The 23,979-nt window shown below is 68.0% G+C and carries 21 protein-coding genes and 3 pseudogenes; 17 read left to right on the forward strand and 7 right to left on the reverse strand.

The window, feature by feature from the left end:
* Positions 1-39 precede the first annotated feature (39 nt).
* The 5 genes from ACIBJC_RS12315 to ACIBJC_RS12335 all read left to right on the forward strand — a co-directional run bounded on the left by ACIBJC_RS12315 (position 40) and on the right by ACIBJC_RS12335 (position 3,709).
* Positions 40-1,152 (forward strand): response regulator, encoded by a 1,113-nt coding sequence (locus ACIBJC_RS12315; RefSeq protein WP_399291036.1) that lies wholly within the window; start codon positions 40-42, stop codon positions 1,150-1,152.
* Positions 1,153-1,508: 356 nt separating this feature from the next.
* Positions 1,509-1,739, forward strand: coding sequence for a Flp family type IVb pilin (locus ACIBJC_RS12320; protein ID WP_385117911.1), 231 nt, complete (start codon positions 1,509-1,511; stop codon positions 1,737-1,739).
* Entirely contained in the window at positions 1,739-2,419 is a 681-nt protein-coding gene (locus ACIBJC_RS12325; protein WP_399291039.1) for a pilus assembly protein TadG-related protein, read from the forward strand. The genes ACIBJC_RS12320 and ACIBJC_RS12325 overlap by 1 nt, the downstream gene beginning before the upstream one ends.
* 31 nt (positions 2,420-2,450) lie before the next feature.
* Positions 2,451-3,047: a hypothetical protein gene (locus ACIBJC_RS12330; RefSeq protein WP_399291042.1), complete on the forward strand. Its 597-nt coding sequence runs from the start codon at positions 2,451-2,453 to the stop codon at positions 3,045-3,047.
* A gap of 8 nt (positions 3,048-3,055) precedes the next feature.
* Positions 3,056-3,709, forward strand: a complete 654-nt coding sequence (locus tag ACIBJC_RS12335) for an OmpA family protein (protein ID WP_399291045.1) — start codon at positions 3,056-3,058, stop codon at positions 3,707-3,709.
* A gap of 74 nt (positions 3,710-3,783) precedes the next feature.
* Here the strand turns inward: ACIBJC_RS12335 and ACIBJC_RS12340 are convergent, their stop codons facing one another.
* Complete coding sequence (locus ACIBJC_RS12340) at positions 3,784-3,996, reverse strand: hypothetical protein (RefSeq protein WP_399291048.1); 213 nt, start codon at positions 3,994-3,996, stop codon at positions 3,784-3,786.
* Positions 3,997-4,017: 21 nt separating this feature from the next.
* Between ACIBJC_RS12340 and ACIBJC_RS12345 the strand changes: the two genes are divergently transcribed.
* The gene (locus tag ACIBJC_RS12345; RefSeq protein WP_399291051.1) at positions 4,018-4,416 is read left to right on the forward strand and encodes a DUF4240 domain-containing protein; all 399 of its coding nucleotides are present in this window, start codon (positions 4,018-4,020) and stop codon (positions 4,414-4,416) included.
* A 618-nt stretch (positions 4,417-5,034) separates the two neighbouring features.
* On the opposite strand, the gene ACIBJC_RS12350 is transcribed toward ACIBJC_RS12345, so the two are convergent.
* Positions 5,035-6,549, reverse strand: coding sequence for a S1 RNA-binding domain-containing protein (locus tag ACIBJC_RS12350; RefSeq protein ID WP_399291054.1), 1,515 nt, complete (start codon positions 6,547-6,549; stop codon positions 5,035-5,037).
* 254 nt (positions 6,550-6,803) lie between these two features.
* Here ACIBJC_RS12350 and ACIBJC_RS12355 point away from each other — a divergent pair, with 254 nt between their 5' ends.
* Complete coding sequence (locus ACIBJC_RS12355) at positions 6,804-7,106, forward strand: hypothetical protein (protein WP_399291243.1); 303 nt, start codon at positions 6,804-6,806, stop codon at positions 7,104-7,106.
* A gap of 156 nt (positions 7,107-7,262) precedes the next feature.
* Here the strand turns inward: ACIBJC_RS12355 and ACIBJC_RS12360 are convergent.
* Positions 7,263-7,451 (reverse strand): annotated as a pseudogene (locus ACIBJC_RS12360) (hypothetical protein); the annotation flags it as partial.
* 13 nt (positions 7,452-7,464) lie between these two features.
* A pseudogene (locus ACIBJC_RS12365) lies at positions 7,465-8,076 on the reverse strand (DUF5753 domain-containing protein); the annotation flags it as partial.
* 462 nt (positions 8,077-8,538) lie between these two features.
* Here ACIBJC_RS12365 and ACIBJC_RS12370 point away from each other — a divergent pair.
* Positions 8,539-10,740: a polymorphic toxin-type HINT domain-containing protein gene (locus ACIBJC_RS12370; protein ID WP_399291057.1), complete on the forward strand. Its 2,202-nt coding sequence runs from the start codon at positions 8,539-8,541 to the stop codon at positions 10,738-10,740.
* On the forward strand, positions 10,737-11,630 hold the full coding sequence (locus tag ACIBJC_RS12375) for a hypothetical protein (RefSeq protein ID WP_399291060.1): 894 nt from the start codon (positions 10,737-10,739) through the stop codon (positions 11,628-11,630). The genes ACIBJC_RS12370 and ACIBJC_RS12375 overlap by 4 nt, the downstream gene beginning before the upstream one ends.
* 243 nt (positions 11,631-11,873) lie before the next feature.
* On the opposite strand, the gene ACIBJC_RS12380 is transcribed toward ACIBJC_RS12375, so the two are convergent.
* The gene (locus ACIBJC_RS12380; RefSeq protein ID WP_399291062.1) at positions 11,874-14,636 is read right to left on the reverse strand and encodes a SpoIIE family protein phosphatase; all 2,763 of its coding nucleotides are present in this window, start codon (positions 14,634-14,636) and stop codon (positions 11,874-11,876) included.
* Between the two features lie 727 nt (positions 14,637-15,363).
* On the opposite strand from ACIBJC_RS12380, the gene ACIBJC_RS12385 reads away from it, so the two are divergent.
* The 5 genes from ACIBJC_RS12385 (at position 15,364) to ACIBJC_RS12405 (ending at position 18,783) form a co-directional block, all read left to right on the forward strand.
* Entirely contained in the window at positions 15,364-15,507 is a 144-nt protein-coding gene (locus ACIBJC_RS12385; RefSeq protein ID WP_399291065.1) for a hypothetical protein, read from the forward strand.
* A gap of 130 nt (positions 15,508-15,637) precedes the next feature.
* A complete protein-coding gene (locus ACIBJC_RS12390) occupies positions 15,638-16,096 on the forward strand; it encodes a hypothetical protein (RefSeq protein WP_399291068.1) in 459 nt (152 codons plus the stop codon).
* On the forward strand, positions 16,093-17,646 hold the full coding sequence (locus ACIBJC_RS12395; protein WP_399291071.1) for a Flp family type IVb pilin: 1,554 nt from the start codon (positions 16,093-16,095) through the stop codon (positions 17,644-17,646). Before ACIBJC_RS12390 ends, ACIBJC_RS12395 begins: the two co-directional genes overlap by 4 nt.
* Positions 17,647-17,693: 47 nt before the next feature.
* Complete coding sequence (locus ACIBJC_RS12400; RefSeq protein ID WP_399291074.1) at positions 17,694-18,332, forward strand: hypothetical protein; 639 nt, start codon at positions 17,694-17,696, stop codon at positions 18,330-18,332.
* 13 nt (positions 18,333-18,345) lie between these two features.
* Complete coding sequence (locus ACIBJC_RS12405; protein WP_399291077.1) at positions 18,346-18,783, forward strand: DUF3592 domain-containing protein; 438 nt, start codon at positions 18,346-18,348, stop codon at positions 18,781-18,783.
* A 79-nt stretch (positions 18,784-18,862) separates the two neighbouring features.
* On the opposite strand, the gene ACIBJC_RS12410 is transcribed toward ACIBJC_RS12405, so the two are convergent.
* Positions 18,863-19,234, reverse strand: coding sequence for a DUF192 domain-containing protein (locus tag ACIBJC_RS12410; protein ID WP_399291079.1), 372 nt, complete (start codon positions 19,232-19,234; stop codon positions 18,863-18,865).
* A 126-nt stretch (positions 19,235-19,360) separates the two neighbouring features.
* On the opposite strand from ACIBJC_RS12410, the gene ACIBJC_RS12415 reads away from it, so the two are divergent.
* Entirely contained in the window at positions 19,361-20,332 is a 972-nt protein-coding gene (locus ACIBJC_RS12415; RefSeq protein WP_399291082.1) for a prepilin peptidase, read from the forward strand.
* Between the two features lie 82 nt (positions 20,333-20,414).
* Positions 20,415-21,167, forward strand: a pseudogene (locus ACIBJC_RS12420) (class I SAM-dependent methyltransferase); the annotation flags it as partial.
* A gap of 711 nt (positions 21,168-21,878) precedes the next feature.
* On the opposite strand, the gene mgrA reads toward ACIBJC_RS12420, so the two are convergent.
* A complete protein-coding gene (gene mgrA / locus ACIBJC_RS12425; RefSeq protein WP_399291085.1) occupies positions 21,879-22,916 on the reverse strand; it encodes an L-glyceraldehyde 3-phosphate reductase in 1,038 nt (345 codons plus the stop codon).
* A 149-nt stretch (positions 22,917-23,065) separates the two neighbouring features.
* On the opposite strand from mgrA, the gene ACIBJC_RS12430 reads away from it, so the two are divergent.
* Positions 23,066-23,827: an isoprenyl transferase gene (locus tag ACIBJC_RS12430; protein ID WP_399291245.1), complete on the forward strand. Its 762-nt coding sequence runs from the start codon at positions 23,066-23,068 to the stop codon at positions 23,825-23,827.
* The last annotated feature ends 152 nt before the right edge of the window (positions 23,828-23,979 follow it).

Below are 23,979 nucleotides of genomic sequence, written 5' to 3' on the forward strand. Positions count from 1 at the left end.
GACCTCCCGCTCCCGTTTCCCCAGAGAGGAGACCGCACGATGCCGGACGACCCTTCCCGCACTTCAGGGCAGCAGCCCACGCCACGTCATGCGTCCCAGTACACGTCGGCGCACGACGGGGCTCCTCACTCTCCACTGCCCTCCATACCCCTGCAGGCTCCTCCGCCCGCCGTCGAGGCGACAGGACTGCCGGACTTCCCGGGGCCCATGGCCTCCGTACCCCTGCGGGTGGTCGTCGCCGACGACAACCCGGTCGTACGCGCCGGGCTCACGGTGCTGCTCTCCGGCCGGGACGACATCCAGGTCGTGGGCGAGGCCGCGGACGGCCGCCAGGCCTACGAGGTGGCCCAGCGGACCGGCCCCGACGTCGTCCTGCTCGACGTACGGATGCCGGGTGTCGACGGCATCTCGGCCCTGCCGCACCTCGTGCGGATATCCCCGGTCATGATGCTGACGTACAGCCGGGAGAGCGAGATCGTCCACGAGGCGCTGCGACTGGGGGCCGGCGGCTACCTGGTCCACGGCGAGTTCACCGCGGACCAGCTCGTCGCGGCCGTACGGGACATCAAGCAGGGCCGGGCCCACTTCACGCCCACGGCGGCCAACGCCCTGCTGGACCACATGCGCAGCGGCCCGGCCCCGACCCAGGGCCGTCCGCTCCCGGAGGGGCTGGGCACGGTGTACGCGACGGGAGTCCCCTACGGTGGGGACCCGCAGCCCCCGGTCCGACCGCCGCATCATGATGCGAATGCACATGCAAACTTTCCGGGCGTTCCCTCGCCTCGGGGCGCCAGAACTGGCCAAATGGCAGACGAGTTGGTGCCGGGAGCGCCTCGATTCTCTCAAAAGGTTTCGCACATGCAATCGGATGTGGCACAGTCTAGGGGTGGACCGCAGAGTGCCCCCGCAGGCCACGACCGGGAAGAGTTCGGGCTGAGTTCGAGGGAGGTGGAGATCATGGATCTGATCGCGTCCGGGATGAGCAATCAGCAGATCGCCGCCACCTGCTTCATCAGCGAGAAGACGGTCAAGAACCACATCAACCGGATCTTCGCCAAGCTGCACTGCGGCAGCCGGAGCGAGGCGATAGCGAAGTGGCTCGGCACGACGCCGGGCGGGGGAGCGGGAAGGGGGGCGGTCGGCCATGGCTGAACGGACCGGTGTGCGGGGCGAGGTGACCGGGCGGGGCGGGGTGAGCGACCCGAACGACCTGCGGCGTTCCCGTTCGGGTATGGGTGCGGACATGCGTGCGGACGCGAGTCCGGACGGGTCGACCGACCTGGGCCTTCGGGCCCAGCAGTCGCCCGGGAGGGCCCAAGCCCCGCTTTGGGCCCGGCATTGGGCCCTGGGACCCTCTGGTGCACCCGGTGTTCCGGCGTACGTTTCTCATGTCGCCAACGGAACCGGCCAGGAGGAAGCCGGTAACGGAAGTGGCACCGAAGAGACGTACTCGTCGGCCGGCAGGCGGTCGGCCGAACCTGGAGGGGAACCCCATGTCGAAGAACACCATGCTGAAGGCCGCCGTCGACACTCAGATCCGCGTGAACGGCTGGGCGAACACCGCGGTCACGCGGATCCAGAAGCGCTACGCCAACATGGACCGCGGTCAGACCGCCTTCGAGTACCTGGGCATCATCCTGGTGGTCGTCGCGATCATCGGTGGCATCGTGGCCTCGGGCATCGGCGGCAAGATCCAGGGGAAGATCACCGAGCAGGTGGACAAGGTCAAGGCTGGCTGATGGGCGCAGGACGCCGCAGCGACCGAGGGCAGGCTTTCCCCATCTACATTGTGATGGTGGCGGGCCTGCTCTTTGTCGCGTTCGCTTTCTTCACGGTCGGCAAGGCGTCCGCGGTACGTAACGGTGCCCAAGGGGCGGCTGACGCCGCAGCGCTCGCCGCGGCTCAAGAGGCCCGGGACGAGATGGGGACGGGATTCCTCGGAGCCCTGCTGCGCCCGGGCGGTCTGGACGACTTCTTCAAGGGCGACAAGTTCTTCGAGAACGGTCCGTGTGCCGCGGCGAGGGAACTCGCGGGAAAGAACCGCTCAGACGTGACCGCTTGCGACACGAGGCTCGGCTTCCTGCGAGACGAGATCACCATAGGGGTCGAGACCCGTTACACCGTGGGCAAGTCCGTGATTCCCGGTACGGAGCGGAAACGTGCCACGGCGACGGCCACCGCGGTGGTCGAGTTCCGCTGCTCGTTGCCCGAGAAGGAGCCCGACGACGGTGCTTCCCCCGACGACGGTGCTTCCCCCGGCGAGGGCGAGGACACGGGCGACGAAGAGGCCGACAAGCCGAAGCCGATCGAATTCAACTGCGACGGTGGTGGCGACGTCATCATTGATCCGAGCGAACCGGACCTTTGGGACACGCTGAGCAGCACCCTCTTCACCGTGCACTTGGTCGACGTGAACTGACAAGCGAATGACGAGCAAAGGAAAAGCAGACATGAGCATTCGGCGCACCACGAAGGGCCGTAGGGGAGTGGCGGCGGCCGCGATAGCGGCTGCCCTGGCCCTGACCGTGGCTGGCTGCGGAAGCGGCGACGGGGACGCGAAAGCCAAGGAGACCGCGTCGTCGAAGCCCTCTGGCGACAGCTCTCCGAATGGGGACACCGCTGCGGGGGACGAGGTGGACCCGAATGCGAAGCTCGCCGTGGTCAAGGGTGCCAGTGGCATGGAGTACACCATCAACTCGGTGGTTCGGGACAAGGGCGGCTTTGTCACGGTGTCGGGCCAGATGAAGAACACCACTGACAAGGCTTTCTACGAGGTTCCGAGCTGGAGGGGGAACGAGCAGGAGATCATCAGCGGAAGCGGAAACGCGGTGAGCGGGGGGACCCTGGTCGACAGTCAGGGCAAGAAGCGCTACTACGTGCTTCGTGACACGGACGGCAGGTGCCTGTGCACCATGGGCATCCAGTCGGTCGGTGCCGGGGAGTCGGTGCCGGTCTTCATGCAGTTCCCCGCGCCGCCGGCGGACACAACCGTGGTCGACTTCATGCTGCCCTCCTTTGCCACGACCTCGATCAAGATCTCCGGGTGATCGTCGCGATGACTTCCCTCACCATGCGGGCGACCGTGTCGCGTTCGCTCACGACAGCGATCGCGACGTCCGTACTGATCACCGGTGTGACTGTGCTTGGCGCCTCGGGTGCGCAAGCCGACGACGGCCCGAGCACTCCCCCCGGCACCGAGGCCTCAGCCGAGCCGCCCGTACAGATCGATGCGAACTCCGCAGGGCTCAAGCTTGCCAAGGGGGCGACCCTCGCACCCGCCAAGGTGCTGGACATCAAGTCCATCGTCGAGGACCAGGGCGGTGAAGAGCGTCGCGAGGACACCAACGAAACCGTGAAGTTCGCACTCCAGGCCGAGGTCCTCTTCGGCAAGGACAGCGCGACGCTCAGCAGCAAGGCGAACGGCCGTATCACCGCGATTGCCGACGAGATCAAGAAGCAGAACGCCACGAAGATACGAGTCTTCGGCTTCACGGACGACCTGGGCTCCTACGAGCATGGCAAGGTCCTCTCCAAGCAGCGTGCGGACGCGGTCCAGAAGGTGCTCAGCGAGGAGCTCGCCAACTCCGGTATCACCTACGAGGTCCGGGGATACAGCGAGGACTACCCGATCGCGGACAACAGCACAGAAGAAGGCCGTAAGAAGAACCGCCGCGTGGAGGTCTCCTTCCCGCGCGGTGGGGAGTCGTAGGCTCTCACCCCTCATGGCGCGAACACCGAGCGGCGGATCTGCGACGACATGCAGATCCGCCCCTTTGCGTGCCCTCAGAGTAGATGGTCGGCCTTGCCGGCCTTGATCTCGCGGATCAGATTGCGCAGGGCATCACGGCTGTCGCTGAGGTAGTGGTTCTCCTGGCCGCGTACGGAGATGTAGCCGTTGCCTTCCTCGTCCGTGCCTATGCGGAAGCAGGAGTTGCCTTCGCCGCAGAACGGCGCTTCCCAGTTCGGGGTCAAGCCCCACGCTTCGACGAGGTGCATGACGCTGTGTACCGATGGGACATGTGGGCCGCCGCCTACCTCATCGGCGGCGGCTGCTCGGACGACAGCTTCATGGACTTCCGCGCCGGCCTGATCGCGCTGGGCCGCGACTGGTACGAGAAGGCAGCGGCTGACCCGGACAGTCTTGCTGAGCACCCGGCAGTGATCGCCGCCGCAGAGGTGCACCGTGACGAGGCTCTCTTCTACGAGGAGGTCAACTACGCCGCCAGTGAGGCGTTCAAGCACGTTACCGGCGATGAAGAGGACTTTTACGAGGCCTGGGACGCATGCAGAGCCACCCGGGGCGGTTCCGAACAGGACTCCGGAGACTTGGGTGAAGACTTCGACTTTGACGACCCCGGTGAGATGCGACGTCGACTCCCGCGGCTCGCTGCCCTCTATCTCCGTGACACTCCATGACAGACCTCGCCAAGCAGCGACTCCGCATTGCGATGTCCGCCATCAGGGGCGCTATTCCTCACGACCTCCGGCGCCCTCCCCTTGGTTGGCCCGGTGTTCGGGCATGGGAAGCCGAGCATGCCCTTGAACTGCCGGAGCCATACCGCACGTTTGTCGCGGAAATCTCGAACGGTACCTGGGATGACCCCTCCTCCCCGCATGGGGTGCTCCCACTGGGGCATCTCCCCGAGAGCTGGCAGCGCTGGGAAGCCGAGTGCTGGCTGAGCCCCGAACCATTCGATGGCACGACGCTGCGGAAGCCCGCGGTGCCATTCCCCCTCAAGGAGGAATGGCAGTGGGAGTACGACTACTACGACCACGACCAGCACTCACCCGTACTCCGTGGCGTTTATCAAACACGGATCGATTCTCCTGGGCAGCAACCGAGGCCGTGAGTTCTGGATACTCATAGTGACCGGGCCTCAACGCGGCCGGGTCTGGTGGCTGGGGGATGGATGCGCGGCCCCTTATGCCGATGCGGGAGAGGAAGCAGAACCGGAAGTCGACTTCGTGTCCTGGCTCCAGGACTGGCAGGCTGATCGAGGGTGGTGGTCTCAGGACCCGGAAGACCTGGACTGATCAGGTGCCGGGTTCGTCCCGGCGGGCAGAGATCGCCTGCCGGTGCGAGAGCGTGATGCGGCGCTGAGTCGGGTCGATCTCCAGGATCTTCACGGGGAGTGCGTCGCCGACGTGGACGGCCAACTGCGGATGGTCCGGGTGCCCGTCGCCCAGTTCGGTGTTGTGCACCAGCCCCTCGAAGCCGTTCTCCTTCTCTTCGATGCGTACTACGACGCCGAACGGTACGAGCTTGGTGACGCGACCGATGATGGTCTGGCCGATCTGCCCGGCGAGCAGTGGCATCGGGTCTTCGTGCAGGGCCTTGAGTGACAGTGACACCCGTTCGCGGATCGGGTCGACGTCGAGGATTTCGGCGCTGATCTCCTGGCCGACGGCAACGACGTCGGAGGGGTGGTTGATGGGACGCCATGACAACTCAGGGATATTGATCATCGCCTCGAAGCCGCCGACGTCCACAAAAGTGACCCAGAAATCGGCGATCCGTGTCACCCGGCCGGTGACGATCTCATCTCGGCGAAGAGTCTGGAGGAAGGCCCATTTCCGGGTGCTCGGGGTGGGGTCGATCTCCCAGCGGGCCCGTACCACTCCGTCACTGTCGGGCAGGACGGCGGCGAGCAGCGGGACGCGTTCGTCGGCGTACATGGACAGGATCATTGCGGCGGAAGCGCCGGAGAGACGGGCGGGCAACTCTGGGAACTCGTCCTCGTCGGCGCTGGCGCTGTGTATCCGCCCATCTCTGTCCTGCCAGACACACTCGACGTGGCCCTCGGCGGGGAGCGTGGCGAGGACCGCGTCGATGTCGGAGGACAGGTCCGGCCATATAGCCAGCCGGGCTCGGGGAGCGAGCCCGGCGCGGACCGTGTCGATGTTGTCGGGGGTGAGGCGGTGCCATCGCGCGGAGTTGTGGGCGTATTGCTCTTCCAGGACTCTGGCATTGCTCCCTTGCATCGACCAGCGCAGACTGGCCCAGAACTCGTCGTCGGCTGGTCGCTGGGGGCCTTCGTCCTCGGCTTCGAAGTCGTACGGAGAGGCGTCGATCCGCTCCGGGAACAACCCGAGCGCGCGGGTTCGGGCCACCGCGGTTTCGCAGGGCCGACTGCTGCCGATGTACATGTACTGGTCCCAACCCACGTGCACGGCGAAGGTGTCCTCTACCTCCAGCCGACACCAGGCGCCACCGTCGCGCAGCATGACCCGTACAAGATCTATCGCGGTATCGACCGACACCTCCGCGCCATCGTGGAAACCATCCGGCCTGGTCGGAAAGAGACCGTCCAGCCCGACGCCGTCCATGGGTGGCTCCAGCCCGAAGCTCACGAATGGCGCCTGGAGGTGCGGCTCGCGCACGGCCAGGCGCTCGATGCCGGTGTCTGAGGCGAACGCCTCGATCGCTTGAAGGTAGGCACCCTCGATCTGGCCGTGGTCGCTGACCGTGTCCTCGGCACCGGTGTAGTGGCCGTGTTCATCACGGTCGGCGGGGTCGTACTTGGTAACGCGATAGACGTAGGGCAGCACGCCCCCATCTTCCAGCATGGTTCGAACGCGGCCCTGCGCAATGTCACTACGCACTGAGGGGCCAGCACTCAGGCCGTGAGTTCCGAGCCGATGTTGTTCCACATGAAGTCGCTCCTCCAGTCCGTCCCGCCGGCAGCCCAGCCGAGCAGAGCGGTCAGGACCTTCAGCATGGCGTGGTCCTACACCGTGGCGCTGACAGCACCTCGGTGTGCAGGGAGAACGCTCACTGGGACCATTGGCTGGTGACTACATGGATGCGCTGCTACTGGGACGAGGAAGACACCTGGTTCTACTTCGAGGTCGATGCCGCAGGCTGGGTGATCCGACAGATCGAGCTCGAAGGACCTGAACTGACCCCGATCGCTGCAGCCTCCCTCGAAGAATGGCAGCGTGCCCACGGCGCGGGCCGTCTCGACGAGTACGACAGCAGGTTCGGGATCACCGCCGAACTGCCCGTCTCCGAGTGGGAAGGCCACGACCCGCTGCCGCTCACCTCCGAGGAATTCGAAGAGGTCTGGAAGGCCGCCCGCCAGTACATCGCCGCCGGTCCGTCATGAGCGCCAAAGGGGTCGTGAGGAAATGCCACTTGTCCTGAGACAAGAGCCTGAGAAACAGCAGGTCAGCGTGACGCCCTATGACGTGTGCCGCGAGACCCTACATCTGAGCGGCGGATCTGCAACTCCCGTGCAGATCCGCCGCTTTGCGTGCCCCCAGAGCAGATGGTTGGCCTTGCCGGCCTTGCTCTCGCGGATCAGATTGCGCAGGGCATCACGGCTGTCGCTGAGGTAGTGGTTCTCCTGGCCGAGTATGGAGATGTAGCCGTTGCCGTCAGCGTCCGTTCCGAGCCGGAAGCAGCTTGCTCCTTCTCCACAGAACGGCTCTTCCCAGTTGACCTCGGCCATGAGACGTCCTCCCTCAGAGCTGGCGTGCGATGTCGTGGATGAAGGCCCGAGATTTCTCGGGCGACAGGGCAATCCGTTCCATCCAGTCGAGATGTGCCCGGTACTTGTCCAACTGTGTCTCTCCATGGACAAATTCCGGCCCGTGTGTGCTGTCGACTTGTACGGTATCCAGCTTTGGTACCGGCCCCTCCGCGTAGTTGACGGTCTGCCCTGCGCCGGGGAACGCACCGGCATTGAAGGGAACCACCAACAGGGTGATGTGGGCGCGCTCGGACGTGGCAAGCAAGTGATCAAGCTGGGCACGGGCCACAGCGCGACCGCCGAACTGCATGCGCAGCGCCGCCTCGTGTATCACGCCCACGTATGCGGTCGGCTTGGCGCCGTCCAGAAGCTCCTGCCGTTCGATGCGGTACGCAAGTCGCAGGGCTGCTTCAGGCTCAGGCAGAGCAGGGACGACAACTCTGAAGACAGCGAGGGCATGGTCGGTGGTTTGGAGCATTCCCGGGATGTCCACCGAATGAGCCGAGCGCAGGCGCACGGCGCTGGCCTCCAGTTCCGCGATATCGAGCAATCCGGCGGGCAGTTTGCCTCGGTACCGCTCCCACCAGCCGCGCTGTCCGGCTCGTCCTCTGGGACCAGCATCCGCACCACATCGACCCCGACGACGTGAGCGTCTGCGAGGAGCGCCGACGCGGTGCGCTCTGGCTGCTCGCTGCGATGGTCGGTGACTGTGGCGGCGAGTGGGGAACGGCTGAGGCGGAGCCGCCGCAGCGAGGGTCAAGGCCTGGGCGTTTCTGCCGTGTCGGCGCCCTGACGGATGCGGGATGCGTGCCTGAACCGGGGTCGATCTAACTTGGAAATTGCCTGAGTAACCATAGAGAACAACCCGCTCAGGTACTCGGATCGGCTCCAAAGCGCCCATGATGTAGGGGTTTTAGGGCCCAAAGGGCTTTGGGTCCTAGGGCCCATGATTCGCGATCGCGAACGTGCTTGAATCTGATGGTCGAGTCGTCGCGCGTCGTTGAGGAGTGGGTGCCCAGTCATGTCAGGCATAGGGGGAGTCGCCGCTCCGTCCATCCCGCCAGGGGTGTTCGCGTACGGCTCTGGGCGGCAGCCGCTGCCGAGGCCGCTTCAGGTCGCGCTGATTCTTGTCCGCGTGCTGTTCGGTCTGACGGTGCTGGGCGGGGTCGGGGCGCTGATGACCGCCGCGTCCGTGGACGAGGTGGATGGTCAACTCCTGGGCCTGCTGGCGTACGCGGCCGCGCCCGGGGTCGTCGGACTGCTGCTGACCCGGTGGGCGTGGACGGGCGGGGCGCGGGTCCGATGGGGGCTGTTGGCGGTCCAGGGCTGGCTCCTCGTCGGCGCGTTGCAGACCCTCGGTGACGGGGGCGGGCGTGGGCTGACGCAACTGATGCTGCCCGTCGTCATCATCGTGCTGCTGTGCCGCCGTCCGTCACGCGAATGGTTCCTGCTCGCGCCGCTCGACCGGGCCGAGCACCGTCCGTTCCGGCTCGCTCGAATGATCAAGTGGCGTACGGACGGTGGCCAGACGGCGGCCGAGTACCTGGGGCTGGTCGTGGTGGTCGTCGCCATCATCGGCGGCCTCGTCGCGACCGGGGTGGGAGGCCGGATCACCGATGGCCTTCAGTCGGCGGTCTGCGAACTCAGCGGCAGCGCGTGCCCCACCTCCACCTCGGGCGGGGAGAGCGGCGACGCGGACGTGAATACAGAGGCGGGCGGCCCGGGTGCCTCGGCCGACGAACCGGGCGCGGGCGATGTCACGACCGCTGAAGATGAGGTCAAGGGAGAAGGCGAAAAGGGGGGTGGGAGCAAAGGGGGCGATCAGGAGAAGAAGGAAGACGGCGACGATTGCAGCGGGTGGGGGTTCTTCTCCTGCGGGGTCAAGCAAGTAGGAGGCTTCTTCAAGGGGGCCGCTGTCGACGGCTTCTGGGGCGATGTCACCGGGACCTTCGACACGATCATGCATCCGCTCGACGCCCTGGACGGCCTCAAGGAATACGGCAAGGGCTTGGGTGTTCAGTGGAACAAGGACTCTCAGGATGCCGGCGACAAGTGGGACAAGGGCAACTATCTTGGCGCCGTCTGGGACTGGGGCAAGGCCTCCGGCAAGACCGGCGTGAAGGTCGTGGACGACGTGTTCGTCGGCGACGAAGTCCGCGACATGTGGGACAAGGGCGACTACGGCCGAGCGGTGGGTACGGTCGGCTGGAACGTCGGCTCACTCTTCATCCCCGGCTATGGCGAAGCCAAGCTGATCGGCAGAATCGGCAAGCTGGGCAAGGACGCCAAGAAGGCTGCGGACAAGGCTTCTGACGCCAAGCGCAAGCCAGACGCCGAGGAACCGAAGAAGCCGGACAAAGAGCTGGACGCGTGCCCCGTAAGCCACAGCTTTTTGCCCGGTACCCCGGTACTGATGGCGGACGGCTCACGTCGCGCCATTGAGGATGTGTATGTCGGCGACAAAGTCATTGCCACGGATCCGCTGACAGGCGTTACGGCTGAGCGTCCCGTGACGCGGACGTTCACTACAAGGGACGACAAGGACTTCACGGTTCTGACGGTCCGGACGAGAAGCCGTGTGCACCAGTTGGTTGCCACGGACACGCATCCGTTCTGGCTCTCTGACCGGCGCCGCTGGGCCGATGCCGGAGAAGTGCGTGTCGGCGACCAACTGAGGACCTCCGCGGGGGTATCCATTCAGGTGGCTGCGGTCTCCCGATACGTTCAGCGCCGAACCACGTATGACCTGGCTGTCGCTGGAATTCACACCTACTATGTTGGTATCGGTTCTGCGAATGTCCTCGTCCACAACAACAATGGATGTGAATGGCAGGCCAGGGATGACATTTCTGGTCCTGCGAAGGGGCTGGTGCTGAAGCGGCCGAATGATCGCCATTATCTCAGAGGTGTGGCGCATCAGAAAAAGCCGCAAGCGGCAAAGAATACCGTCATCCTGCGTGGTTACGAGAAGCAGATAGACGCAGATATCAAGGCCATCGCCGAAGGGAAAGCCAAGCTGCTGAAAGATGGGAATCGGTACGAGGTTGACGGGCGGACGTACGGAGTCGAGGATACGGGTAGGGTCTACCCTGAATCGGGTCCGGGTATGGTTGAGATGGATACGCATGAATATGCCGCGCTCATCGAGGTTGCGAAGTATAAGGGTGATGTCGATGCTTCTCCTCAACTGAAGAGGAATCCCCGTTTTACTAATCATCCGGAGCGAGTTGCCAAGGCCAAGGCGATATATGAAGGAACGTACAAGTGATCTATAACCTTCTTGTCTCCGACATGTTCCCTCCTGGTGTTCTCGGCGGTGTTCTGGCTGAAGTCTTGAACGTGGACCCGGCCACGGTGGATACGGCAGACGCGGACGGATGCCTGGAGGGGCGGGACTGGGAGGCTCTGGTGCTGTGTGACTATGCCATCGTGCATGGAGATCTGGCCGCACTGCTGGAAATTCAACTCGGGGAGCAGTTCCGCAAAGCTCCTGCTACGGCGGAGTTGGCGGCCGCACTCTCGCAGCGTCTGAATACGATTCTGCTGTGGCACGCGGAGGAGGTCATTCCCTCCGCCTACTGGCTTGTCACACCTGACGGCCTGGTCGCTCGGGCACGGGTCGAGCAGGCGGACGGCCCTGACATCGACTACACGGTCTCGGTAGTTGAGGCATCCGTCCCTCGGTTTCCGTTGGCTCGGGTCGATCTGCTGCCGGAAATCTTCAGAGAGGAGAAGATCGCGACTCCGACAACGGACGCATTTGTCGCTGTTGTGGATCCCGAGCGGGTCGCACGGGCTGAAGACCCGTCGAATAAGGCGAGAGAATGGTTGCTCTTGTGGGAGCGGCTCGTCCGCCGGATGGCGAGTGACTGGGCGCCGACGGGGCGCTATCCGCTGGAGTCGTACGTGCAGGACCTGCAGACCCGTGACCACCTCGACGTACGGCTGACGACCGCACCGGCAGAGCTGCGGGAGCCCCTCGCCCGCGCGGTCGAGGTACTCGATGCGGTGTTCCTCGCGCATACGGTGGGAGACGGCGGAGATTTGCTGGGGCGGCTGGCCATGTCGGGTTCGGCGGTCGCCGATTGCGGCTGGTGGTGGCATCGCCGCCCGGTCAGGCTTCCTTGGGTACGACCTGGCGAGACAGGCCGGCCGTGAGCTCGACCGGCGTGACCGGCGTGGTCGTCGGGGAGGCATCCCGTCTCCGGGGGATCTTCGGCCCTTTCGCGCAGCAGCAGCCGTGACCCGTGCACCGGGATGGTGCCGTACCGGTGTACGGATGGCGGGACCGCCGATAGGGCAGCGCAGAGGGTCAGGAATGCCGAGGACCACATCGTTCCTGGAGAAGGCCGACGATCCGAGCTCCCGGCGCGCCGTCCGTGCGTGCCGTACCCACCGCGCTCACCGCGCGGCGGGCTCGTTGGGCCCGGCGGGCTCACCGGTATGTGTGGGGTCGGTGAGCTCTACGGGCTCAGTGGGCTCAGTGGGCTCTGCGGGCTCAGCGGCCCCGGCGGAAGGCAGGATCTGTTCGGCCCAGATCGTCTTTCCGCGTGACGTGTAGCGGGTGCCCCAGCGCTCGGTGAGCTGGGCCACGAGGAAGAGACCCCGTCCGCCTTCGTCCCCGGCGGTGGAGCGGCGCAGATGGGGGGCGGTGCTGCTGCTGTCGGAGACCTCGCAGATGAGTGAGCGGTCGCGCACCAGGCGCAGCTGGATGGGGGCGATGGCGTGGCGAATGGCGTTGGTGACGAGTTCGCTGACGATGAGTTCCGTGGTGAAGGCGACCTCATCCATCCCCCAGGAGGAGAGCTTCCTCGTGACGCCGGCGCGGGTATCCGCGACGGCGGCGGGATCGGCCGGTACGTCCCAGGCCACGTAGTGCTCGGCGTCCAGGGTGCGAGTGCGGGCGACGAGCAGAGCGACATCGTCACTCACATCGGCCGCATCGGCGGGCAGAAGCGCGTCGAGTACCGCGTCGCACGTCCGCTCCGGGGACCGGTCGGGATGGGCGAGTGCCTGCCGCAGCCGCTCCAGACCGATACCGATGTCCTGCCGGTGGCTCTCGATGAGACCGTCGGTATAGAGAACGATCTTGCTGTTCTCGGCGAGGTCGATGTCGATGACCTCGAAGGGGAAACCGCCAAGACCGAGCGGCGGTCCCCCCGGCACATCAGGGAAGGCGACGGTGCCGTCGGGGCGTACGATCGCGGGCCCCGGGTGGCCGGCGCGGGCCAGGGTGCAGCGTCGGGAGACCGGGTCGTAGATCGCGTACAGGCAGGTGGCCCCGATGACCCCCGTACCGCCGGTCGATGCCGCTCCCCTCTCGCGGCCGCGGTGGCTCTCTTCCTGGTCAAGGCGGGCGACGAGTTCGTCGAGGTGGGTGAGGAGTTCGTCGGGCGCCAGGTCGAGCGCCGAGAAGTTGAGGACGGCGGTACGCAGTAGGCCCATGGTGGCGGCGGCGTGCAGCCCGTGGCCGACGACATCTCCGACGACGAGGGCGACGCGGGCACCGGACAGAGGGATGACGTCGAACCAGTCCCCTCCCACCCCCGACCGGGCCGGGACGTACCGGTACGCGGCCTCGACCGCGTTCTGCTGAGGCAGGTCCCCCGGGAGCAGGCTGCGTTGCAGGGATACGGCCATGGTGTGTTCGCGGGCGTAGCGGCGGGCGTTGTCGATGCTGAGCGCGGCGCGTCCCACCAGTTCCTCGGCGGTGGACACGTCCTCCTCATCGAAAGGGGGGAGCCGTTCGCCACGGTAGAAGCTCGTCACGCCCAGGACAGCGCCCCCGGCGCGCAGCGGAGCCGTGATCAGCGAGCGCATCCCGTGCGCCCGGAGCCACTCGGCGTGTGTGGGGTCCTGGCCCTTCCCCACGAACGCCTCGGCCAGATCCGTTTCGAGCGCCGACCTCCCGCTTGCCAGACTCCGGGCCTGCGGTGAGTAGGGGTGGAAGCCGACGAGTTCGCCCGGCTGGAAGAAGGCACGCTGTCCGCGTGCCCCGGCCGCGGCCGCCCGGCGCAGCTCGTCCCTCTCCCGCGCCGGGTCCGCCCCCTCCAGTACTGAATCGAACAGGTCCACCGTGGCGAAGTCGGCGAACCGCGGGAGGGCGGCCTGCGCGAGTTCTTCGGCGGTCCGGGTCAGATCGAGCGTCTTGCCGATGCTCACGCTGGCGTCGTAGAGGAGGGTGAGGGTTTCGCGGGCCTCGGTGGCCTGGCCGACCAGAGCCCGTAGTTCGGTGGTGTCCCGGAGCGTGGCGACGCTGCCCAGCGCGCGCCCGTCCGAGCGCGTCGGCTGCTGGTTGACGGCCAGGAAGCGGCCTGCCGCCTGGTGGACCTCGTCGGTCGCGACGCGTCCTTCGGCCAGGAGCCCGGTGAGGGCTTCGTCGAGCCCGAGGTCGGTGATGTCGCGCAGTGGCACGTCGGGCGGCAGATCGAGCAGGCGGCGTGCCTCGTCGTTGACGAGCAGCAGCCGGCCGTCGTCGGTCACGATGAGGACGCCCTCCCGGACGGCGTGCAGAACGGCGTCATGGTGCTCGTACATCCGGGTGATCTCGGCCGGATCGAGCCCGCGGGTCTGGCGTCGCAGCCGTCTGCTCACCGCGGCCACGCCCACGGTCGCCAGCGCGAGCACACCCGCGCCGCCGCCGAGGAGCGTCGGCAGCTGCCGGTTGACCGTGCTTGAGGTGTCCGCGATCGTCACCCCCGCGTTGACGAGGGCCACGACCGAGCCCTTCGTGTCGAACACGGGGACCACGGCGCGGATCGACGGGGACGGCAGCGTATGAGCCGGGACCCTGTCGGTGAACGCTCTTCCCGCCGTGGCCGGATAGAGGGGGCCTGTGATGCGCTTCCCGATCTCCGCCGGGTCGGGGTGGGTGTAGCGGACTCCCTTCGTGTCCGTCACGACGATGTAGTCGACGCCGGTCCGGCGCCGGGTCACCTCGGTGATCGGCTGCAGCGTCGCGCTAGGATCGGGAGATTCCAGCGCGGCGAGCACCCCCGGCGAGTGCGCGAAGGTCTCGGCGACGGCCAGCGCGCGGACCCGGGCCACGTCCTCGCTGTTGTTGCCCGCCTGCACGACCAGCGCCGACACGGCGCCCGCACCCAGGAGCAGGACCATCACCACGAGCAGGGCGAACATCTGACCGGCCACGGTGCGCGGGATCATTCGACGAATGGCCCCGGCCAGGGTCATCGAAGCCCGCTGCCGAACACATGCTGATTCATGCGCTCATTTTGTGTCAGATCGGGTGGACCGGCACGGTGGGTTACACGGACATCGGCGGCGTGCGGAAGCGTACGGAGTTCTCGTGCCTGTACGGGGAGCCCGAACCCTGGCCTCGCAGGCCCTGGCGCCGTCGCCTGTCTGCGCCGACCGGCGGACGTCGCCGCGTGCCGCGCCGTGCCGGTCGCCAGCCCGTCCGTCCGTCATGCCGTTCGCCACGTCGCGTCGACCTCCTTCGGGGCAGACCTTGCCCGTCGCGGCACGCTCCTCACGGACCTCGGTGCGCTCCTCACCCGACCCCGGTGCGCACGGCACCGGCCCCGCCGACGCGTTCGACCTGGGCACCCGGCAGCCATGTGAGATGAATCCGGTGGACTTCGTCGGGGAGACGGTTCAGGCCTTGGTGGCTGAGGAATTGGGTCCCCAGGGCCCACGGCATAATGCAACCATTTGTCTAGCCTCGGGAGTATGCCTCCTCTCTTGCGGAGTCGGGCCCGGAGCACCAGAAACCGCCCCGTCTCACGACATCCCCGAACCCGAGCACGGTCGTTGGGGCTCAGGTAATCGACACAGTCGGGACAGACAGGGCTGGAGTATCCGGGTCTGGTTCTGGTCGTCGTGGCGATCGTCGGGGCCTTGGTGGACACCGGCATCGGCGCCGGGTGAGGATGTGCCGCTGGTCTTCCAGGTGGTGCGCACAGGGGCGACCGTAGCCACCTACCGCACCGCGAACCTCGTCGACGCGAAGACCCCCCAGATCCCCGCCGCGATCAGCGCGGCTCGGGCGGACAAGCTCGCCTCGGGCGCCCGGTAGGCAGCGCGAGTTCTCGCCACACGCACGCGCGTTTGGGCCTGTCTCTGGGCCCAGGGGCCCACGACCTCGCCTTCCTCTCCCCCCTACGGTGGACCGGTCGATTCCGGCCAATACACAGGGGGCAGCGCGGATGCGTGGGACAGGAGGGCCGCCGTACCGGGGAGCCGGTTACGGGTATGCGGCGCCGGAGAGTGGTGGGCTGCCGGCGATGGCCGTCGCCTGGGCGGCGGGGTTTGTCGTGCTCGCCTTTACCTCGTACCTCCAAGTCACCTACGTCTACGAGACGCTGGGGTCGGCCGAGCGGCTGGAAACGTTCGGCGGCCGGCTGCTGGTGATCCATCTGCCGAACGCCGTCTGCGTGGCACTCGGCGCCTGGGCGTCCTCGCGCGCGCATCGCGAACCCTTCAGGGATCTGCCCGTACGGCACGCCTTCGCCGTCTTCACGGTGCCCGTCCTCGCCCAGGTCCTGAACCTCGCCATCAGGTGGGAACGGGTGTCCGTCGAAGGTCTGCTGATGTCCAGTGCCGTCGTCGTGGCCGGAGCGGTCACCGGATACGCCGTGGACCGCATACGCGAGGGGGAGCGATGAGCAGGGGACGTACGGAGGGCGCGCGGCGCCGGTTCAGATCGGACGGCGGGGCCACCGCCCTGGAGTACCTGGGCGCGATCATCGTCGTCGTCGCCCTCGTGCTCGGTGTCAGCGCGGCCGGTATCGGCGGCTCCATCGGTGACCGTATCCGCTGCGCCATCCCCGCCCTCGGCGGCGGCAGCGGTGGCGGCGCCTGCGCGTCCGGCGGGGACGGCAAGGACGACAACGAGCCGCTCGCCGACAAGGACTTCGAGCCCCCGCTCTGCACGATATCCACGATCTCGGACACCGCGGGCGGCAAGGCCAAGCTCGGCTGGTTCGAGTGGGGCCAGGACTACGGCTTCCAGGACAAGACGATGCGGGCCAACTACGACGTCAACGAGGACGGCAAGGTCGACGACAAGGACCAGCTCATCTACACGACGTTCACCGACTCCGCGAGCGCGGGCGTCACCGGGGGCTTCGGCGGCAAGATGGGCAAGCTCGGTACGGGCTCGGTCGACCTCGGCGCCGGTGTGAAGGTCAGCAACGGCGACACCTGGGTCTTCAAGAGCCGGGACGAGGCCGAGTCCTTCCGCGAGGACCTGGAGAAGCTGAAGATGTACGAGATGCGCCGCACCTCCCCGGGCGGCGCCGAGGCCAGCGTCGGCGACAGCATCCTCTACCTCTTCGGCAAGGGCGCCCTCAAGGACGAGGAGAACATCCGCAACCGCGTCGAGGACAAGCTCAAGGACCGCCACATCAGCCAGGCCTCGGTCGGCGTGTACGGCAAGGCGGGCGGCGAACTGTCGATCAACTCCGACGCCGAGGGAACGCTCAGCGGCAAGCTGGGCGCGGACGTGAAGATCAGCGGCGACGCCCTGGTCACCAAGGACGACTTCCGCGGCACCAAGTCGTACACCTACTCCGTCAAGGCGGACGGCACGATCGGCGCGGGTGTGGACGCGGGCGGTGCCAAGAAGGGCAAGCACCTCACCGGCGAGCGCTCGGCCACCGTCACCGTCACCCGGGACCAGAAGACCGGCGAACTGCTGCGCATCGACTTCACCCAGACCACCGAGACGTTCAGCGGCCAGTCCGGCGGGGTCGGCGGCGACAACGGCAAGGACGGCAAGGACAAGCGCGGCGGAAAGGGTAAGAACACCGACAACTCCGGCGGCAGCGACATCGGCGTCGTCACCAACACCATCGCCTTCGAGAAGGGCGCGCAGGGCGACGCCGACCGGGCCGTCGGCCAGGCGTGGCTGGACGGCGGCGGCGACCACACCGCGGCCTTCGAGTACCTGCTGGACACCAACGCCCCGACCTCCCGGCCGGGCGCGGACGACCCCTTCGGGCAGCTCCTGTTCGACAAGGGCAAGTCGAGCAGGACAACGTACGATGGCTTGTCCGACGCGCAGGAGTACGGCTTCGAGCTCAACCTGGGGATCTCGATCGGAGCCTCCATCTCGATGGAGAACAAGTCCGAGACCCTCAAGGACGCCGAATTCCTCGGCGCGCCGAGGGACGGGAAGCGGGACTACGTGCCGTACAGCTACTGCGCCAAGTGATGCGCCAAGTGACCCCCGCCGGTCCGGTACCAGTGAGGAACTCAGGGATGATCTTCAAGTCCATGCCGAAGCCGACAGCTTCGAAGGCGAGCGCCTCGATGGTGACCGCCTCGAAGCGGACGCGCGGCGTACGCACGGCCGTGACCGCCGGCCTCGCCGCCGCGCTCCTGACCGCGTGCGGAACCGGCGGCGAGGAAGGGGCGACCACCCCGCAGGGCTGGTCCACCCTGACGACCGACCGGCTCACCGTCGCGCATCCGGCGGAGTTCAAGCAGGTCGCCGCCGCGGACCTCGCCGAGGGGGACGCGGCGGGAGCCGTCCGTACGAAGGACGGCGCCCCGGTCGGCTCGATCTACGTCGAGTTCGACTACGGGCAGGGCATCAACGACGCCGACATGGCCGGTACGGCCGCCGAGGCGCGCGTCCAGCTCGGCGCGACCCCCTCCGAGACCACCGAGATCGAGGTCGCGGGGCCCGACGGCACGGCCGAGGCCCGCCGCGTCGACTGGACCTCCACCTCGACCGGCGCGGAGGGGCAGCCTCCCAAGGGCACGAAGCTCGCGGGCGTGATGATCGCCGGCCTGGACACCAAGGACCGGCCGTACCTCATCACGGTCAACGCCGAGAAGGGGCTGCTGTCCGACAAGGACATCAAGGACATCGTCGCCGGCGTTTCCCTCAAGTAGAACGGAGTACGGCGTGGGGATCGAAGCGCTCTTCCTGCTCGTGGGGGCCGCGGCCCTCGCTGTCTCCGTGTACTGCGCCCGGCGGGTCCTGATGGTGCTCGCCCTGCTCCGGGGCGGACACCGGGCCGAGGGGCGGTGCGTGGACCGCCGGGTCACCACCCACTCGGGTGTGGCGGGCGGGTCGCCCAGCTCCCACCCCGAGTTCGTCTTCGCGTTCCGTACGGAGGACGGCACCGCCGTCGAGTTCAAGGACCGGCCCGGCATGTTCGGCCACGAGGTGGGGGCGCCGGTCAGGGTCAGTTACGACCCGAGGTCCCCGCACAAGCGCGCCACGATCGCAGGCCCCGGCAACTGGGGCCCGGTCTACGTCCCCGCCCTGATCTGCCTGGGCACCGCCCTGTTCGCCCTGGTCCCGCTGCTGGCGGTCGCCGCGAAGGAAGGGCTGCTGTAAGGCCGTGGGACGTAAGTGGCCGTAAGACATAAGCGGGGGTCAAGCGGGCTGCTGTAAGGCCACAGGACGTCAGCGGGGGTCAAGCGGGCTGCTGTACGTCAACGCTCACCCGGGTTCCCGGCAGCAGCCCCCACCGCTCCATCGCCCCGGCCTCCGCCTCCAGTACGTGGCGGGCCCGCAGCCGCGGCAGATGGAGCCGGCCCGGCTTCATCGTGTGGACCTGGACGACCTTCAACGACCGGTCCAGATACGCGACATCGATCGTGAAGCCCATCCGGAAGGTGTGCACGCTGTTGCACGGCGTGATCAGCAGCGCCCCGTCGATCCCGGTCCGGCCGAGCAGCCCGCGCCGCCGTGTCCCGTACGAGGCGGCGATCTCCAGCTCCACCTCCACCGGGGTGTCCTGCCCCGCGACCGTCAGCCGTCCCCTGCCGTTTCGCCATGTACCCATGGCCGTAGACCGTAGCGCCCTGGTACGGCGGTGGCCGCTTCCACGGGCGTATCTGGGTCCTGGGGCGCGGGGAAGTGGGCCCCTGGACCCATGACCGGGCCCGGCGGTGGACCTAGGGTCGGTGACGTGTACGCCACGCTGATCGTCCTCGCCGCTCTCTGGGGCGCCGCCACGGGAGTGCTGCTGCCGCGCGCGGCGTACAGGTTCTCCGTCGAGCCGGGCGACCCGTGGCGCGACCGCTGCCAGGACGGACACCCGATCACCGGGCCTGCCGGCGGCTGGCTCGGCACGGCGAGATGCCCGAGCTGCGAGGCCGCCGGCACCGGGGGTTCCGGGGACACGGGCCCTGGGGATACGGAATCGGGCGAGCCCGGTCCCAGCGGTGCGAGCGGTGTCCCATCCGGCGACGCCGGGGCGGTCGCGGCATCCGGAGCACCTGGAGCACCCGGAGCACCTGGAGCCGTCGACGCGTCGGCCACCTCCGAAACCGCCCCCCCGGACCACTCCGGCGCGCCCGACGCCTCGCTCGTCCGCTATGCGCCCTCTCTCCTCGTCCCCATCCTCGGCGCCCTCGCCTGCGCCGCCCTCGCCGCCGCCACCGGGCCCCGCCCCGAGCTGGCCGTCTGGCTGCTGCTCGCGCCCTTCGCCCTGCTGCTCGCCCTGGTCGACCGCAACGTCCACCGCCTCCCCGACCAGCTCACGCTGCCGCTGGCCCTCGCCTCCGCCGTACTCCTCGGACTGGCCGCGCTGGTCCCCGGGAGCGGGGACGGCGGCGACGGCAGCCGCTCCTGGACGACGGCGCTGCTCGGCGGGCTGGTCCTCGGGGGCTGCTACTTCGTGCTGTTCCTGATCAACCCGAACGGCATGGGCTTCGGCGACGTCAAACTCGCCCTCTCCCTCGGCGTCGTCCTCGGCTGGTACGGCTGGCCGGTGCTCTTCGTGGGCGCCTGCGCCGGATTCCTGCTCGGGGCGCTGTACGGGGTCGGACTGATGCTGCTGCGCCGGGCGGGCCGCAAGTCGGTGATCCCATTCGGCCCGTTCATGATCGTCGGCGCGCTGTTCGGCCTCCTCCTCGGCGCCCTGTCCGTCTCCGCCTGACCCTCTCGACGCTGTCAGGCCCGCCCGCGACCGTACGAAAAACGTTCGCGCCACCGCTCCCCGTCCTGCCAGCATCGCCCCCATGCCCGCCTTCGAAGAGCTGATCGCCGAAGCCGCGGCCGTGTCCGTCGACGGCTGGGACTTCTCCTGGCTCGACGGCCGGGCCACCGAGGAACGCCCGCCCTGGGGGTACGCGCGCTCCATGGCCGCCCGGATGGCGCACGCCTCCGCCGCCCTGGACATCCAGACCGGCGGCGGCGAGGTCCTCGCCTCCGTGCCCGAGCTGCCGCCGCTCACCGTCGCCACCGAGTCCTGGCCGCCGAACCTGGCCCGCGCCGGCGCGCTGCTGCGCCCGCGCGGGGTCACCGTCGTGGCGGACCCGGACGAGCCTCCGCTGCCCTTCGCCGACGCCTCCTTCGACCTGATTGTCAGCCGCCATCCGGTCCGCGTGTGGTGGGACGAGATCGCGCGGGTCCTGCGGCCCGGCGGCCGGTACTTCTCGCAGGAGGTCGGTCAGGCGAGCGTCTTCGAACTCGTCGAGTACTTCCTCGGGCCGCAGCCGCCCGAGGCACGGTCCGCGCGCGATCCCCGGCGGGCCGTGGCCGCCGCGGAGGCGGCCGGTCTCGACGTCGTGGATCTGCGGACGGCGTCCCTGCGCACCGAGTTCCACGACATCGGCGCCGTCGTCTACTTCCTGCGCAAGGTCGTCTGGATGGTGCCCGGCTTCACCGTCGAGGCGTACGCCGACCGGCTGGCGGAGCTGCATCGCCTGATCGAGGCCGAGGGGCCCTTCGTGGCGACGACGAGCCGCTTCCTGATCGAGGCGGTCCGCCCCGAGCGCTCTGCCGCGTCCGCGGGTCCCGCCCGGCGGGGCGCCGGCGTTCCGGAGAGCTTCCCGGTCCCGGAGGGCTCCCTTGTCCCAGGGAACGCCCCGGTCCCGGGGAGCTCCGCAGTCCCGGGGAGCGCTCCGCGTCAAGGTGAAGCCCCCGGAAATCGCTCCTGAGAGGGACGACACGACATGGCGACTACTCGCCATTTTTGTCGGCCGTCGCTGGAAAAGCCTGGTGGCGGGCGCCTCACGCCACGGGCCGCCGCTTTCGGAGCGTCATCTTGCTGCACGAGGGGCCCCACGATCCCTCACGAAGGGTTATGGTGGAAACCCCCCCTCGGGCCGGTCCGTATCCCCCCCCACGGACCGGCCCGTTTTCTGTCCCGGTCCGGTCAACGGGCCGGGGCAGGAGACCCCACCGGGCCCCGGTTCCGTTTCCGCCCTCGCCGGTCCCTCGCCCCGTCGTCGTCCGGAGCTGGTCCAGTCCAGGTCCGGCCCTGGTCCAGTCCAGGTCCGGTTCGGGTTCGGTCCAGGTTCGGGCCCGATCCCGATCAGGCCCGGAACCCTCGCCCCGGCTCCGTCCCCGGTCCCGTTCCGTCCGCTCCGGCTCCCGTACGGGCTCCCCGCCGCCCGTTCGTCGGCCCGGCGCCCGCCCGGCGCGTGGACCGCGCACGAGCCGGGCGCTCACAGCGTGTCAGCCCCGGGCGTCACGGAATGTCAGCTTCGGCCGGCCCAGATGTTCGTGCCCGCCGTGTCCACGGCGAAGCCGTCGATCTCCTTCAGCTCCTCCGCCGACAGCTTCGGCGCGGCGAGCGCCGCGACGTTCTCCTCCAACTGCCGCACGCTGGACGCGCCGATCAGCGCCGAGGTCATCCGCGGGTCACGCAGCACCCACGTCAGCGCGAGCTGCGCCAGCGACTGGCCCCTGCGCCGCGCGATCTCGTCCAGCCCGCGCAGCCGCCGTACCACCTCGTCCGAGAGCAGATCCGGGTTGAGGGACTTGCCCTGGGTGGCCCGTGACCCCTCCGGAATGCCCTTCAGGTACTTGTCCGTCAGCAGCCCCTGGGCGAGCGGTACGAACGAGATGCACCCCATCCCCGCCGTCTCCAGCGTGTCCAGCAGCCCGTCGTCCTCCGTCCAGCGGTTGATCATCGAGTACGAGGGCTGGTGGATGAGGGCGGGGACCCCCATCTCCTTCAGCAGCCGCGCCGCCTCGGCGGTCTGCTCCGAGGTGTACGACGAGACCCCGACGTACAGCGCCTTCCCCTGCCGGACGGCCGAGGCCAGCGCCCCCATCGTCTCCTCAAGAGGAGTGTTCGCGTCGAAGCGGTGGGAGTAGAAGATGTCGACGTGGTCCAGGCCCGTCCGCTTCAGGGAGGCGTCCAGCGACGACAGCAGGTACTTACGGGAACCCCATTCGCCGTAAGGGCCCGGATGCATCAGATATCCGGCCTTGGTCGAAATGACGAGTTCATCCCGATAGGCTGAGAAATCCTGCGCGAAGATCTTGCCGAAATTCAGCTCGGCGGATCCCGGCGGCGGCCCGTAGTTGTTCGCCAGGTCGAAGTGCGTGACACCGAGATCGAAGGCGCGGCGCAGGATCGCGCGCTGCGAATCGAGTGTCCGGTCGTCACCGAAGTTGTGCCAGAGGCCGAGCGAGATCGCGGGCAGTTTCAGGCCGCTGCGCCCGCTGCGGCGGTACTCCATGGAGTCGTACCGGTCGTCGGCCGCGAGATAAGAGGGGGAATTGGTCATGCTTCCCTCCTTATCACGGACTTGTGACAGACCGAGTTGGGTGACCGCCCCGGGTCCGCAGTAATGTGACGGCTTCGGGGTCCCCGGGCCGGCCCCAGGATCCCGCCAGCGGACGCGCCGGTCCCCACGGAATCGAGAGGGTGGACTCAGTGAACGTGCGCGACCTGGTGTATCGGCTCTACGCGCGCCGGGTGGAAGGCCGCCTCGACCACGCCCAGGTGCCGAAGCACATCGGCGTCATCCTGGACGGCAACCGTCGCTGGGCGAAGGCTTCCGGCGGCACGGCCGAGCAGGGCCACAAGGCCGGCGCCAGCAAGATCCAGGAACTGCTCGGCTGGTGCTCCGAGACCAAGGTCGAGGTCGTCACCCTGTGGATGCTCTCCACGGACAACCTCGACCGTCCTCAGAAGCAGTTGGCCCCGCTCGTCGCCATCATCGAGAACGCGGTCCGGGACCTGGCGGCCGACGGCCGCTGGCGGGTGCACCACGTCGGCACGCTCGACCTGCTGCCCGCCCAGACGCAGACCGTCCTCAAGGAGGCCGAGCAGGCCACCGCAGGCAACGAGGGGATACTCGTCAATGTCGCCGTGGGCTACGGCGGCCGGCAGGAGATCGCCGACGCGGTCAGCTCCCTGCTGATGGACCACGCGAGCAAGGGCACCTCCTTCGAGGAGCTCGCCGGGATCGTCGACGTCGACCTGATCTCCTCCCACCTCTACACACGCGGTCAGCCCGATCCCGATCTGGTCATCCGCACCAGTGGGGAACAGCGTCTCTCCGGCTTCATGCTCTGGCAGAGCGCCCATTCGGAGTACTACTTCTGCGAGGTCTTCTGGCCCGCGTTCCGCAAGGTCGACTTCCTGCGCGCCCTGCGTGACTACGCGGCCCGTCACCGCCGCTACGGAACCTGACCTTCCCCGTACCCCACAAGGCCTCCGTAGGGCCGCGGCACCTGTTTCGGCCAGGTGTCCGCCGCTGCCCGCGCGCGCCCCGTCCGGCCTCCGTTCCGGCTCCGCCGGCTGCGGGCCCAGGGCACTTCACCCACGGTTCACCCACCGTCCGT

The organism is Streptomyces sp. NPDC050509 (genome assembly GCF_044457965.1).
GTDB lineage: Bacteria > Actinomycetota > Actinomycetes > Streptomycetales > Streptomycetaceae > Streptomyces.